This is a genomic window from Rhodanobacter sp. FW021-MT20 (assembly GCF_041107475.1).
Taxonomy (GTDB): domain Bacteria; phylum Pseudomonadota; class Gammaproteobacteria; order Xanthomonadales; family Rhodanobacteraceae; genus Rhodanobacter_A; species Rhodanobacter_A glycinis.
Window position 1 is genome coordinate 234,735 of the sequence record NZ_JBGBPX010000003.1, and the last position, 14,057, is coordinate 248,791.

At 64.5% G+C, this 14,057-nt stretch carries 12 protein-coding genes; 5 read left to right on the forward strand and 7 right to left on the reverse strand.

Annotated features, from left to right (window positions below; translation table 11 throughout):
* Window positions 1-32 precede the first annotated feature (32 nt).
* From AB7849_RS05995 to AB7849_RS06010, 4 genes are all read left to right on the forward strand, one after another.
* The gene (locus AB7849_RS05995; RefSeq protein ID WP_008208967.1) at window positions 33-1,253 is read left to right on the forward strand and encodes a tetratricopeptide repeat protein; all 1,221 of its coding nucleotides are present in this window, start codon (window positions 33-35) and stop codon (window positions 1,251-1,253) included.
* A 9-nt stretch (window positions 1,254-1,262) separates the two neighbouring features.
* Entirely contained in the window at window positions 1,263-1,913 is a 651-nt protein-coding gene (locus AB7849_RS06000) for a Vgb family protein (RefSeq protein WP_008208968.1), read from the forward strand.
* Window positions 1,914-2,066: 153 nt separating this feature from the next.
* A complete protein-coding gene (locus AB7849_RS06005; protein WP_008208971.1) occupies window positions 2,067-2,546 on the forward strand; it encodes a VOC family protein in 480 nt (159 codons plus the stop codon).
* Window positions 2,547-2,724: 178 nt separating this feature from the next.
* Entirely contained in the window at window positions 2,725-3,369 is a 645-nt protein-coding gene (locus tag AB7849_RS06010; protein ID WP_008208973.1) for a glutathione S-transferase family protein, read from the forward strand.
* 38 nt (window positions 3,370-3,407) lie between these two features.
* Here the strand turns inward: AB7849_RS06010 and AB7849_RS06015 are convergent, their stop codons facing one another.
* The 4 genes from AB7849_RS06015 to AB7849_RS06030 form a co-directional block, all read right to left on the reverse strand.
* The gene (locus AB7849_RS06015; protein ID WP_008208975.1) at window positions 3,408-4,241 is read right to left on the reverse strand and encodes a DJ-1/PfpI family protein; all 834 of its coding nucleotides are present in this window, start codon (window positions 4,239-4,241) and stop codon (window positions 3,408-3,410) included.
* Between the two features lie 44 nt (window positions 4,242-4,285).
* Window positions 4,286-6,583 carry a TonB-dependent siderophore receptor gene (locus AB7849_RS06020; RefSeq protein ID WP_202799614.1) on the reverse strand — a complete coding sequence of 766 codons (2,298 nt, stop codon included), beginning with the start codon at window positions 6,581-6,583 and terminating at the stop codon, window positions 4,286-4,288.
* 172 nt (window positions 6,584-6,755) lie between these two features.
* A complete protein-coding gene (locus tag AB7849_RS06025; RefSeq protein ID WP_008208979.1) occupies window positions 6,756-7,019 on the reverse strand; it encodes a hypothetical protein in 264 nt (87 codons plus the stop codon).
* Between the two features lie 231 nt (window positions 7,020-7,250).
* A complete protein-coding gene (locus AB7849_RS06030; protein WP_008208982.1) occupies window positions 7,251-8,249 on the reverse strand; it encodes a GlxA family transcriptional regulator in 999 nt (332 codons plus the stop codon).
* A gap of 518 nt (window positions 8,250-8,767) precedes the next feature.
* On the opposite strand from AB7849_RS06030, the gene AB7849_RS06035 reads away from it, so the two are divergent.
* Window positions 8,768-10,051, forward strand: a complete 1,284-nt coding sequence (locus AB7849_RS06035; protein WP_008208984.1) for an MFS transporter — start codon at window positions 8,768-8,770, stop codon at window positions 10,049-10,051.
* Window positions 10,052-10,143: 92 nt separating this feature from the next.
* Here the strand turns inward: AB7849_RS06035 and AB7849_RS06040 are convergent, their stop codons facing one another.
* The 3 genes from AB7849_RS06040 to AB7849_RS06050 all read right to left on the reverse strand — a co-directional run bounded on the left by AB7849_RS06040 (window position 10,144) and on the right by AB7849_RS06050 (window position 14,024).
* On the reverse strand, window positions 10,144-11,229 hold the full coding sequence (locus AB7849_RS06040) for a threonine aldolase family protein (RefSeq protein WP_037098649.1): 1,086 nt from the start codon (window positions 11,227-11,229) through the stop codon (window positions 10,144-10,146).
* A 93-nt stretch (window positions 11,230-11,322) separates the two neighbouring features.
* Window positions 11,323-13,407 (reverse strand): beta-L-arabinofuranosidase domain-containing protein, encoded by a 2,085-nt coding sequence (locus AB7849_RS06045; RefSeq protein ID WP_008208988.1) that lies wholly within the window; start codon window positions 13,405-13,407, stop codon window positions 11,323-11,325.
* A gap of 290 nt (window positions 13,408-13,697) precedes the next feature.
* Entirely contained in the window at window positions 13,698-14,024 is a 327-nt protein-coding gene (locus AB7849_RS06050) for a winged helix-turn-helix transcriptional regulator (protein ID WP_008208989.1), read from the reverse strand.
* Window positions 14,025-14,057 lie beyond the last annotated feature (33 nt).

A 14,057-nucleotide genomic window follows, 5' to 3' on the forward strand; every position in this document is an offset into this window, starting at 1 on the left:
TCAACAAGGTTCGCTGACATGAGCTCGATCGAGTGGACGCCCTGATCACCGCCGCGGCGCGTGCGCTTGCAGCGGGCGATCCGCTCGGCGCATTGAAACGGGTCGCCTTGCGCGACGACGCGCCGGCGCTGGCACTGCGCGGCATCGCGATGGCCCAGCTCGGCGATTTCGCGCGGGCAAAGGCATTGCTGCGCCGCGCCGTGCGCGCCTTCGGCCCGCACGAAGCGTTGGCCCGCGCGCGCTGTGCCGTCGCCGAAGCCGAGATCGCGCTTGTTTCGCGCGAACTGGGCCAGTCGGCCAAGGCGCTGGATATCGCACGAGCCACGCTGGAAGCACACGGCGATCGGGTGAACGCCGCGTACGCGCGCTACCTGCAAGCCCGGCGCCTGCTGCTGATCGGGCACCTCGACGATGCCGAGCGCACGCTCGCCGAACTCGATGTGACCGTGCTGCCACCGGCATCGCAGGCCTCCTGCGAGCTGGTCGTTGCCGGCCTGGCCATGCGTCGGCTGCACGCAGCGGCGGCGCGCAATGCAATGGCCCGGGCCGAACAGGCAGCGCAACGAGCGGGCATTCCGGCACTCACCGCGGAAGTCCAAAACACCTTCCGCGCGCTTGAACGTCCCTGTGCACGGCTGGTCACACGCGGCGATGAGCGACCACTTCGACTCGATGAGGTCGAAACATTGCTGGCCTCCTCTGCCTTCGTCGTGGATGCATGCCGCCACGTGCTGCGCGATGCACGCTCGATGGTTTCGCTGGAACGGCGCCCGGTGTTGTTCGCGCTCGCCGGAGCCCTGGCCGAAGCGTGGCCCGGCGATGTGCCGCGGGCCACCCTGATCGAGCGCGCCTTCCGTACGAAACATGCCGACGAAACACATCGCGCGCGCCTGCGCGTCGAAGTGGGACGCCTGCGCACGCTGCTTCGCGCGACGGCCGATATCAGTGCGACCCGGCGCGGCTTCACGCTGGTACCGCGCCACGCAAGCGACGTTGTCGTGCTGGCCCGGCCGGTCGACGATGCGCATGCCGCCGTGCTGGCCTTGCTCGCCGACGGGGAAGCCTGGTCAAGTTCGGCGCTGGCGCTGGCGCTCGGCACCAGTCAACGCAGCGTGCAGCGTGCGCTGGAGGCCCTGGCGGCCGCCAACAAGGTGGACTCGTTCGGCCGTGGTCGGGCACGCCGCTGGATCACGCCGCCCGTGCCGGGATTCCCGACAAGCTTGTTACTCCGTGCCCCCTTCCCCGGTAGCTAGGATGGACGCATGAAACGATCAAACGCCGAAATCATCAGCGAGTACGGTCCCTTTGCGGGTGTCGACAACGTGGGTGGCGTCACCTACGACGGCGAGCATGTGTGGTTTGCCGGTGGCGACACGCTCGCGTCCTTCGACCCGGCCGGATCGGAGGCATCGCGCAGCATCGATGTCACCGCGCATGCGGGCACGGCCTTCGACGGTCACCACCTGTTCCAGATCGCCGAAAATCGCATTCGGAAGATCGACCCGGCCAGCGGCCGTGTGCTCGCCACCATCCCGGCACCGGGTGCTGGCGGCGACTCCGGACTGGCATGGGCCGAGGGTACGCTCTGGGTCGGCCAGTACCGCGAGCGCAAGATCCATCAGGTCAACCCCGACACCGGCGCGGTGCTTCGCACCATCACCTGCGACCGGTTCGTCACCGGCGTCACCTGGGTCGACGGCGAGCTTTGGCACGGCACCTGGGAGGGCGACGAGAGCGATGTGCGGCGCATCGACCCCGCCACGGGCGAAGTGCTCGAAAGCCTGCAGATGCCGGCTGGCGTGGGTGTGTCGGGGCTCGAATCCGATGGCGGCGACCGCTTCTTCTGCGGCGGCGGGAGCAGCGGCAAGATCACCGCCATCCGCCGGCCAAAAAGCCGGACCGGCTCACCCTGAGGCGCATCGCGTCCAGACGATTGCTCCGTTGGCGAGCCGTGAGGCACACGCCGGGGCTTTGCCCCTGACTCGACTTCCCCCTCATGTCGATCTGCGTATCCCTCATTCGTCGTAGAGAATGAAGAGCACGCCCCCTGAACCAGGAGAGTCGACATGGTCCGCAAGAACACGATCTGCCTCTGGTATGACGGCACCGCGCTGGACGCCGCCACCTTCTACGCCGAAACCTTCCAGGAAAGCAGCGTGGACGCCGTCCACCGCGCCCCCGGCGACTATCCTGCCGGCAAGCAGGGCGACGTGCTGACCGTGGAATTCACGGTCATGGGCATTCCCTGTCTTGGCCTGAATGGAGGCCCGGGCGTACCGCACACCGATGCGTTCTCGTTCCAGGTGGCCACGGAAGACCAGGCCGAAACCGATCGCCTGTGGAACGCGATCATCGACCACGGCGGCCACGCCGTTCAATGCGGCTGGTGCAAGGACCAATGGGGCTTGTCCTGGCAAATCACCCCGCGCGTACTGAGCAACGCCATCACCCATCCCGACCCCGCAGCGGCCAAACGCGCCTTCGACGCCATGATGGGGATGACCAAGATCGACATCGCCGCGATCGAGGCCGCGCTGCGCGGATAGCCGTGCTTGACCGGCTGCGACTTGAGGTGGCGTGGAATCAGCGGGGCGAAAGTACGCCCCGGCTTCCATGGCATGCCTTTCCGCGCCGAGCTTCGCCCCGACTCGGCCAGAATCGAACGCGTACATCCCGCGCCATCCTGCCTTCCCATGGCATGGTGCCACTCTCCGGAGCTTTCGCATGATCCCCACCATCACCGCTTTTGAAAGTTCGCCCGACCGCGGCCAGGGACTCGCGCGCGACATGCGCGTGCGCTGGGCGCTGGAAGAAGTAGGCCAACCGTACGAGGTCCGCCTGCTGTCGTTCAGCGCGATGAAGGAACCCGCGCATCGTGCCCTGCATCCCTTCGGCCAGATTCCCACCTACGAGGAAGGCGATCTCGTCCTGTTCGAGTCCGGCGCCATCGTGTTGCATATCGCGCAGCACCACGCCGGTTTGCTGCCGGACGATGCCAATGCCCAGGCGCGGGCAATCGCCTGGATGTTTGCCGCGCTCAACACGGTCGAATCGCCCATTCTTGAATTGCAGACCGCCAAGTTCCAGGAGGGCGACAAACCCTGGGCAGCGCAGCGCCTGCCACTGGTCCTGGACCGTATCCGCCACCGGTTGGGCGATCTTTCCACGCGCCTCGGCGAAGCCGACTGGCTCGATGGCGCATTCAGCGCCGGCGATCTGATGATGGTCGGCGTACTGCTCCGCCTGAAAGCATCCGGCCTGCTGGACGAATACCCGAACCTCGCCGCCTACGTCGCCCGTGCCAAAGCGCGCCCCGCCTTCAAGCGGGCTTTCGACGCGCAGTGGGCGGTGTTCGCGGGCACGGGCTGAAGTACCGACAGGCCTGCTGCAGCCTGCAGGCCACGCTCCTAGACCGTCGTGGCGCTGGCCAATGCCTTTGCCTTTTTCACAAAGTCCGCCAGCAGCAGGACCATGGCGTCCTTGACTCCCTTGGGCGCGGTCTTCAAGGAACCGGCGTTGAACGGTGGATCGGGGTCGTACTCGCTGACGAGCTGACAGCATTCGGCATAGGTCTGGTCGCGCAGCTCCGCGACCATGCTGAGGCCGAAATCGAGTCCGGCGGTCACGCCCGCGCCGGTAACGCGGTTGCGATCACGCACGACGCGGGCCTCGGTCGGGATCGCGCCAAAGCCCGCCAGCACATCGCGCACCGACCAGTGGGACGTCGCCTTGTAGCCTTTCAACAATCCCGCCGCGCCCAGGATCAACGAGCCCGAGCAGACGCTGGTGATGTATTTCGCCCGCGCGCCGCGATCAGACATGAAGGCCAGCGTCGCGGGATCGGCGGCCGCCGCCAGCGTGCCGTCCGTGCCACCCGGGGCGAACAGCACGGTGAGATCGCGCGGACAACTTTCGAAGGTAGCGGTGGGAACAATCGTCACCCCGGCGTCGCTGGTCACCGGATCGAGCGACTTCGCGACAAGGTGAATCTTCGCCCCCATCATCGAACCGAACATGCATTGCGGCCCGATCAGGTCCATCACCGTCATGCCGGGATACATCAGCATGCCGATCTGCTCGTCCCCCAGCCAGTGCACCTTGTTCATTTCAGGACCCATGTCGGGCATTTTGTGTTCGGGCATCGACGCAGGCGTTTGTGCGAATGCCGTGCCGGCCATGCTGGCGACGAACGGGGCGAGCAGCGCCAGTTTGACGACGTTGCGGCGGTTGATGTCAGTCATTTCCTGATGTCCTGTGGAAGGGATGGCGGTCAGCCCGGTGTTCTTCAGAGGCTGGTTTTCAGCGTGACGTAGACCGAGCGAGGCTGGGTCGGGATCACGACCGGGAACGAGAGGTACTGGTACGTATCGAAGGCGTTGCGTCCAAACAGATTCACCGCTGAGAGTTCGACCGTGAACCGGCCAAAATCGTAGGCAGCTTGCGCATCCACCACGGCATAGCCCGGCACCGGCACGCTGTTTGGCAAGGTGATGTCGCGCGCGCTGAACGCGGTGACGCCGGCGCCGAACGACAAGCCTTTGGCGAAGCCGCCCAGTACCCGATAGCGGGCTGCGACACGCCCGCTGTTCCGTGGCACGCGCGGCAACCTGTCGCCGACCGGGATGATCGTGTCCTTCGTCACCTCGGCCTCGGTGTGGGCATAGTTCGCGAGCAGCGAGAACGCCGGCACCGGCTCCCAGGTGAGGTCGCCCTCCACGCCCCGCGCGCGTTGCTCGCCGCTCTGGATCGAGAACAACGGATGGTTCGGGTCGGCAGTCGCCACGTTGCGGCGGGTCTGCTCGAACGCGGCGACCGTGCCCGACAAGCCGCTTCGTGTCAGCGCGAACTTCAGCCCGCCCTCGACGTTGCGGGATGTCTCGGGCTTGGGTGGTTCGAGGCCGATGAAGTTGACTGCCCCACGAAACCCGGTGGCATAAGCCGCATAAAGCGCCACGCCGGGTACGAGGTCGAACGTTGCGCCGACTCGTGGCGTCACGCGCGAGTAGCGGGTGTCGATGCCCTGTTCTATCTGGCGCAAGTTGAATTGCGTCAAACGCAGCGAGCCCAGCAGATGCAACCGTCCGTAAGTCGCCTGATCTTGCACATAGGCAGCGACCGTCCGGTAGCGGTTGGTCTGCGTCGTGCTCGCCGATGGTATCGCGCCGAATGCCAACGTGTAGTTCGGTCGCGCCAGGTCGAGCTCGCCCACGGGCACGCCATCGAACCTGACCGCCGAGTCGACGCGGGTGCGATCGACATCGATGCCACCCAGCAGCTCATGCTGGCCACCGAGCGCATCCACGCGCACCGACAGGTTGGCATCGAGCGTGTCCTCCTTCACGGTGTTCGGAAGATAGAGGGTAAAGATGGGATAGACGGTCGGTGTCGCCGGATCGGGCGGCAGGAACTCCGGATAGACGAAGCTGCCATAGTCGCGAACACGGCCATCGAAATGGCGCCCGGTCACCGTCAGGCGCACGTCGTCACTGAAGTCGTGCCGAAACTCGGCCGTGGTCAGGCGGTTCTCGGTCGTCGAGCGCGGCTGGCCCGTGGTCGTGCCCGGGAAGGCATCGCGATCCAGTTGGCCGGCCAGCGCCTGAGCGGCGGGCAAGCCGGAATATTCGACCTGACTGCGGCGGTCGTATTGCCCGCGCAGCAGCAGTTCGGTGTCCGGATCCAGTTGGAACGACAGGCTGGGCTGCACTGACCAGCGATCACCCTTGAGCTTGTCGATCCAGCTTTTGTTGCCCTGGTAATCAGCTGTAATCCGCGCAGCGACTCCAGCGCCCAGCGGCACGTTGAGATCGGCATAGGGATTCCAGGTCGAGAAGCTGCCGGTGCGCAATGCCACGAAGCCGCCCGCCTCGGCTTCCGGCCGCTTGGAGACGACGTTAATGAGACCACCCAACGGCGCACCCGCACCGCCGCCGTACACGGTGGACGTCGGGCCCTTCAACACCTCGACGCGCTCGATTCCCACAAGGCTGGTCGGGTCGATGGACGCAGTCGTACCGAAGGCGGGCAAGCCATCCAGATAAATCTCGGCCGGGAAGCCACGCACGATCGGCTGGGTGAACAAGGTTTCCTCCGGCCGGGTGGGAGTCACGCCTGAAACATTCACCAAAGCGTCGGCCAGGGTCTGGCGATCCTGCTCGTCTAGCAGCGTGCGGGTAAGCACTTGAACCGACTGCGGCACGTCGATCAACGCGGTATCGGTGCGCGTGGCCGAACGGGAACCGGTTGCGGCGTAGCCCTCGGGCGTCGCCGTGACGACGACCGATCCAAGCGTCCAAACCCGCTTCTTGTCATGCTCGTGGCGAGCCGGAACGGACGCCCTCGTCGCGTCATTTGTCGCCACCACGGGCGATGCGATGCCGGCAACATGCTTGCCGACGCTGTGACGCATGTCCTGTTCTGGCATCCGGGTCTCAAGCCTTCCTGTCGCCACAGGCGGCTGTACCACCGCGAGGCTGACCGCTGCAGCCGGCACAGATCGGTTGCGAGTCTGCATCGGCTCATCGGCCAACGACACAGGGCAATGGATGGACGCCAGTCCGCCGGTGATGGCGACGAAAAGCGGCATGCGAAAACCTGCAGGGCGCGCGGCAGACAAGGCGCGCCCTGTTTTGTATCGAGCCTTCATGGCTGCGCGCGCCTCGGGCCCGGGCAACGCTCGAAGATGGCATTCCGAGTCGCAGCGAGGCACCCAGTGGCTTGCACGACAGGCCGCACGATGGCGTTGATCCAGCCATTCATCATCGTGCCCCAATAGCCGACGCCATGGCGGCGTGCTGCACAAAAACACGGCTGGCCGAGGATGCCGCGTCTCGCTCGGCATCACGCAGGATGCGCTTCAGGAAGACGATGACGGCGTCGCCCCGGTTGGCCTGCACAAGTTCCCGCGCCGTATTGCCATAGGGAAACAGGGGCGTCTCGAAGAACCATTCCCGTACTGCATTGGCATCGGGTTCAACGTGGTCGGCCAGGCAAAAAATTTCGTCTATCAATTCGTCGATCATTTCAGGTTCCTCGACATCGGCAGCACGTGCCGAAGTGACCCCTGGTCATTCGCCATGGGCGTCTGTTGGGTTACAAATTCACTGCGTTTTGCTTGATGGGCCATGCCATGAAATGCATGGCTTCTCGAAACGCACGGGCACATTCCACGGCCCATCGGCAAATCCCGGGCAACACAAAGCCATGCAGCGACCACGCCGCAGTCAGACAAACGGGAAACGCGTCGAACCGGCCTAGCTTTCCGACAGACTTGCCGCGTTATGGGCCGTCATTCGGCGGATGCTTTGCGGCGGATGTCCGAGCACGCGTATGAAAGCGCGACGCATTCTCTCGGGATCCTTGAAGAACGCATGGGCGATGACTTCGATGGGTTCCGCACTTCGCTCGACCCGCTGGCGCGCCACTTCCACGCGCAAGCGCTCGACGGCCTTGGCGGGCGTTTCTCCCGTCTCGGCAAGAAACGCACGACCAAACTGCCTGGGACTGATGCATGCGACGGAAGCCAGTTGTTCGGTCGACAACGACTCGTGCAAGTGCTCGCGCATGTAGGTGAGAACCTCGCGGATCCTGTCCGATTCCGGCTGCATGTCGGCGATGGCCGAGAATTGCGATTGCCCGCCCGGACGACGGTGGTAGACCACCAGCATTTGCGCCACGCCATGGGATATGGCGCTCCCGAGATCGTCATCGATCATGGCCAGCGCCAGATCGATTCCGGCGGTGACACCGGCAGAAGTCCAGATGCCGCGGTCCTTCGTGAAAATGCGATCGGGCTCGACCTTGATGTCGGGGAACTGGCGCTGCAATTGCTTCGCATATTTCCAATGCGTGGTGGCGCGACGCCCCTCCAGCAGGCCTGCGGCAGCGAGCAGGAATGCGCCAGTGCACACACTCGCAATGCGTCGGGTGTTTTTTGCCGCCGCCTTGCCCAGATGGGCTGATATCGCGGACAAATCGTGCAGATCAACCGACGTGCCTCCGCCGGAGACAATCAGGGTGTCGTACGCACTCGACCGGATTTTCCGCGTGACGACCTCCAGGCCGGACGAGCTCACGATGCCGCCACCGGTCAATGAAACGACATGGCACCGGTAGGGAATGCCCGTACTGATCCGTCGGGCCGTATCGAAGGCGGCCAGCGGGCCGCTCAAATCCAGTATCTGGAAGCCGGGGAAAACCAGGAATGCGATATCACGCGTGGCTTCGTCTTTGCTCGCTGCGTTTTTCTGCATGACAGCCTCCGACCAATAGGGAAGGTCTGATCAATCGGCTTTTTTGCCCGTCATTCCTGCGGCTCTCAACGGCCGAAGGGCCGGTCAAGCAGGAATCCAGTGACTCTGCTTTCAATGACCTATAGACACTGGATCCCAGCTTTCGCTGGGATGACGAGCAAAATCAGACCTTCCATAGGTTCTCTGCGACCCATGTTGTCCGCAAACGTCACGGACAACGCCATTCATGCCTGCATGATGCAGCCAAAGGTGAATGACTCAAAGGACTAATATCCCTCAAAAAGCGTCACTCGCAAGGAAGGCATGGGCGACCCACGCCGCGTACACGGAAAAACACGCAACCACCGCTCCCACCATGCGTCACAGGCCGCGACCGGCCTGTGTCCGGGAATGAGGGAAATCTGTCCTTTCGGCCCGATGACGTCTTGGCGAGAATGCCCCGATTATTCGATCGATCGGAGAGTCAGCATGCCAGTCTGCCGTTGCTCAGCCATCGATCTCCCCTGCTAGCACGCGGCATGAAAAGGTTCGGAAAACACCCACGACGGGGTTCTTCGCGGCGCGTTGCATCTGCGCGCGATGCAACGCCGACACTGCGCTCCAACGCGTTTGTCCTGGCCATCGCGCAAGGCCTTTTTACCGCCGCGATCGCCATCGACCTCACCTTGACGGGGCTGACCGGCTACCAGCTCGCCCCCGACAAATCCCTGGCAACGCTGCCGTTCGCAATGATCACGGTGGCGGGCGCCGTGACGACCTTGCTGGCCTCCATCCTGATGCAGCGCATCGGCCGGCGTTGGGGCTTTGTCACCGGGGCGGTGTTTTGCGCCACCGGCGGGGCCATCTCCGTCTGGTCGGTGTTTCACGCCAACTTCTGGTTGTTCTGCCTTGGCACCGCGGCGGTCGGCGTTTTCCAGGCGTTCGCCCAGTATTACCGGCTTGCTGCGGCCGATTCGGTGGATGTTGCACACAAGGCAAGCGTCATCTCGATGGTTTTGGCCGGTGGCGTGATCGCCGCCGTGATCGGCCCCGCCCTGGCGGCATGGAGCAAGAACCTGTTCTCGACGCTGTTCGCAGGCTCCTATCTGGTCGTCAGCGTGCTTGGCGTTGCGTCGGCGGTTCTTCTCGCCGTAGGGTTCCGCGACACGGAACCCGGCACCGGCGTGTCTGATGACGCGGCGCTGCCTGCCCGACGCTTGCGGATCGTTTTTTCGCAACCGATTTCACTCGCCGCACTGGCCAACACCGTCATTGGCGGCGTGGTGATGATGTTCGTCATGACGGCCACTCCCCTCGCCGCGATCGACAGTCATCGCACCATCAATGACGGCGCCCATATCATCCAGTGGCATCTGGTGGGCATGTACGCACCGTCCTTTTTCGCTGGTCGCCTGATCAAGCGTTTTGGCATGTCGCCCGTCCTGTTTGCCGGTATGGTGCTGACCGCGACGTGCGGGCTGATTGCCGCCATGTCGACCAGCCTGACGGCGTTCTACCTCGCGCTGTTTTGTCTCGGCATGGGCTGGAACTTCATGTTCGTGGGTGGGACGACGCTTCTCGCCTCGTGCCACACGCCGCCGGAACGCGCCCGCGTCCAAGGCGTGGCCGAACTGGTCCGTTATGGACTGACTGCAGTGGCGGCGCTCGGCGCCGGCCCCGTGCTTGAGCGGTTCGGCTGGCTGGATCTGAACATCATCACTTTTCCGCTGCTGGCGATCGCTGCGGTCATGACGCTGATCTGGATGAGGGCCGATCGCGCCGGCAAGGCCGTGACTTCGCATGACGTGCAACGTGCCGGCTGACTTGCCCGACAAGGCCACGTCGCGACGTGGCCTTGCGGAAAACGCGCCGACGCACCTGATTGACGGGAAAGCATTCTGCCTGAGCGAGCGCTTTACACCGCCTTGGCGTCGATGAACTGCCTCACCACGTCGACGGCCTCGGCAATCGTGTAATGGTCAGACGCGGGCCCCAGCTGGATTTCGGCCATTGCATGGCCGGCCAGCGGCGCTTCGCTGAAACCATCGAACAACCAGCGCTTGTGTTCGGCGGCAAACCTCGCGTGGCGTGCCGCCAGCTCGGAAGGCGTACCTGCCAGCCACACCTGGAATGCATTGGTGTGCGGTCGGGCCGGATGCACCAGCAGCCCGGGCAGTTCGTTCAAGCCGGCAGCCAATGCGCGCGCACGCGCCACGAATCCCCGCAACCGCGGCGCCAACGTGTCCAGTCCATCCAGTGCGGCGATGGCATAGGGATAGGCGGTAAACAGATCACCGCCATAGCGGGTCTTCCATGGACGCAGCGAATCGATGAACGCCTGCGTGCCGGTCACCATCGCGCCGCCGAGCCCACCGAGTCCCTTGTAGTACGAGACATACACGCTGTCCGCCAGCGCCGCCAATTCGGCCTCGGATATGCCGTAGCCGGCCGCCGCTTCCCACAGCCGCGCGCCATCGAAATGCAGCGGAATGCCCTGCCGGCGACACCATGCCGAGATGGCGCGCAAATCAACGAGATCCGGCAGCAGGAAACCGGCGCGCCGCAACGGCAGCTCGATCACCACGGCAGCCAGCGGCTCGGTCAGTGCGGCCAGCGCCTTGGCGCCCAACGGCGCATGGCGGCCAAGCCGAATCGCCGTCAGGCCTGCCGATCGCTCGATCGCACCAGCTTCGTCGATATCCATGTGGCTCAGCGGGTGAATCACCACGTTTCGACACGCGCGCGCCTGCGCATACGCACGCAGCACGCACAACTGCGCGGTGACACCCTTGATGAAGAACAGCCCCGCCTGCTTGCCGAGTTTTGCCGTGGTGGCCTGCTCCAGTCGCACGACCGCTCCGCCAGCGCCGTAATCGTCGATTGCGTCGACCGCGGCAGGATGCGCCGCCAGCCGCGCCAGCGTTTCGGCGGCAGACGGTGGAAGCGGGCGCGAAAGCACGAAGTCACAGCCTTGCTTGATCTCGCGGTCGGATCGGTTCATCGCTTCATGGGCCTGGGTGGAAAGTGGCGGATCAACTTGCGGGGCACTCATGGTAAGCGATGAGGCTGCTCCCATCCCCACCCCGTCAGGCATTCAACTCACGTGCCCATCCTCGGGATGTTCGTTGCTGCCCGACGCCAGCAGCGGAAATGCCGTGATGCGAAGTTTGGGCGCCGCATATGGCATCAGGGTGAGCATGACCGGCACGTCGGTCGCGTCGGCCTGTGGCCGGCGCGGCACCGGGTCGGCCGCGCCCTCTTCCGCTTTCCAGGTTGCCACCGGGCGTCCTTCCACGCTGAGTGTCACTGGCGGGTGCCGCCGCGAGAACGGCACCGGTCCCACCGGCTGTTCGGCTCGGCGGAAGCTCGCGTTATCCGGCAAGCCCATGTTCCAGCGCGAGGCGGGATAGACCATCCAGTCCGCGGTCAAGCCACGCTGGCGCCACTTGATCCACGATTCGGCGATGGGCAGTGCAAACACCAGGGCGCCATCGCGCACGCTGACCGAATCGTTGAAGCCGGGTACGGTCTTCGGCACGCTGGCAAAGGTCAGCGCAATCGTGTCGCCACGTTGCCACTCGCGCTGCAGCGTGAGGAAACGCCCGGCCGATCCGGATGCTTGCGCGTGGCCATTCACCGTCAGCGTCGAGCCCGTCGCCCAGCCAGGAATGCGCAGCTTCAATGCAAATGCGACCGCCCGCGCCGGATGCAAGACGATCTCCACGCGCGACCGAAACGGATAGTCGGTGCTTTGTTCGATCCGCAACGGCACACCGTGCACAACCGTCTGCAGCGTACATGGCGCATAGACCGTCGCCGCCATGCCGCCGTCTGCCGTCGCCATCCACAGGCTCTGGGTGAGCTTGGGCCAACCCTGGTGGAAATTCGCGGTGCAGCAGCCGAAGTGCGGCTCCAATCCGAACAGGTTCGACTCCGGGCCGTTGGTGGTCCATGGGCGCCGATGCAGGCTGGATTCCACCTGGTTCGGTTCCTGGTCGTATTGATGCGCCCACATGTCGTCGGTGAAGGTGCCCGGCAACGCGTTGTAGGCAATCGTTTCCAGCCGATCGGCCAAGGCCGGGTCACCGGTGATGGCCAGTGCCACCTCCAACGAAAACATCGTTTCCACCACCGTGCACAGTTCTGTGCCCTGCGACGGATTGCGGCCGGCCAGATGTTCGTCGGCCGAGAACATGCCATTGGGCAGGCCGTGGTAGGTATCGAGCATGCTCAGCTGGTGATGCACGGCATCGCGGTCGTGCGCGCGGCCGGAGACCAGTGACCATACCGGCGAGGACTTGATCGACATGGCGATGTTGACGCCATGCACGCGTTGGCCGAGGTCTTCCATGAAGACATCGCCGCCACCGCCTTCCGCCTTGAGCTTGGCCACGTCGACTTTCTGCTTGAACTTGAAATCGGCAAACATGCCCTGCCAGTCGAAACCCTGCCGGTGCAGCAACGCGGCCAGTTGCAGCAGGCGCTTGTCGCCGGTGCGGTCGTAAAGCCACAACACCGAGAGCAGTTCGTCCTGCCAGCGCGACCGGCCCCAGTCGCGCAACGGCCGTGCCGGCAGCGCGCCGAGCTGATGGACAAAATAATTCGTCATCAGCGGTATCACCCGCGCATCGCCGGTGAGCTCGTGGTACTGCGTGAGCACCTTGAGCATGACCATGCGCGGCCACCAATCATTGTTGCTGCGCGGACCGAACATGCCATTGGGCCACGGGTTGTCCAGCGTCCAGTCGATGAACTTCTGCGCCTTCGCCTTCAGCGGTGCCGAGTCCAGTTGCCAGGCCAGCGGCAGCAGCCCATCGAGAAAATACGGGCCGCGTTCCCACGATTCGCCCGTGCCTCCAAGCCAACCACTGTCGGGCCCGACATCGGCCCAGGTTTCATCCAGGTGCCCACCCAGTCCCGAGGCCTGGATTTCCAGTTGCCGACGCAACCAGCCAGCTGGCCGAATGGCGCCTGCAGGCAAGCGCCGGAAAGGCTGCGAAGCCAGCGGTGCGCGTGCCGGCAAAGGCACGTCCGAAGTGGCGTCGGTATCACCCGGTGGCACAACCCCGGCATGGGTACTGGCCGCACGTACTGCACCAGGCAGCATCGTGGCCAGCCCCAATGCGCCGGATGCGCGCAGAAAATCGCGTCTGCCTTGGAACGGGTCATGCGGGGCCATGCGTTCTCTCCGGGGATTTCGCCGTCTCTGCGCACACGGTGCGGATCACGCACCTGCCGGCGGAACAGCAGTAATACTACAAATGCCCGCCAGCAAGAAATCCGGAACGTCCCGACGGGCAGCCTGACGCGCTCACCGGACCGGCGAAACGGATATGTTCGCCTGCATCAGCCAGAAAAATGGACTTGGCAGGCATGCCGGCCCGGCGTCACGCCGACGGCGGAGGCCCTGCAATCGCGGTGAAACCGGCGGAGGCTCCCGCAGAAGCGGAATCGAGCCGGTTTTTCGCCTCACGCGCCGGACGCCGCACCCGCGTCGTAGCGTTGCTGATGGGCCGTCACCTCTTCCATGTGGGTTTCCGCCCAGACCCGCAGTGCGTCCACCGTATCGGCCAGTGTCTGGCCCAGCGGCGTGATGGCGTATTCGACCGTAACGGGCACCGTCGCGAAGGCCTTGCGGCTGACCAGGCCATCGCGCTCCAGGCTCTTGAGCGTCTGCGAAAGCATCTTCTGGGAAATGCCGTCGACCGCCCGGCGCAACTGGTTGAAGCGCATCGGGCCGCCCATCAACAGACCAAGCACCAGCACCGCCCATTTGTCGGCGATGCGATCCAGCACTTTCCGTGTCGGACAGTCACGGGAATACGGGTC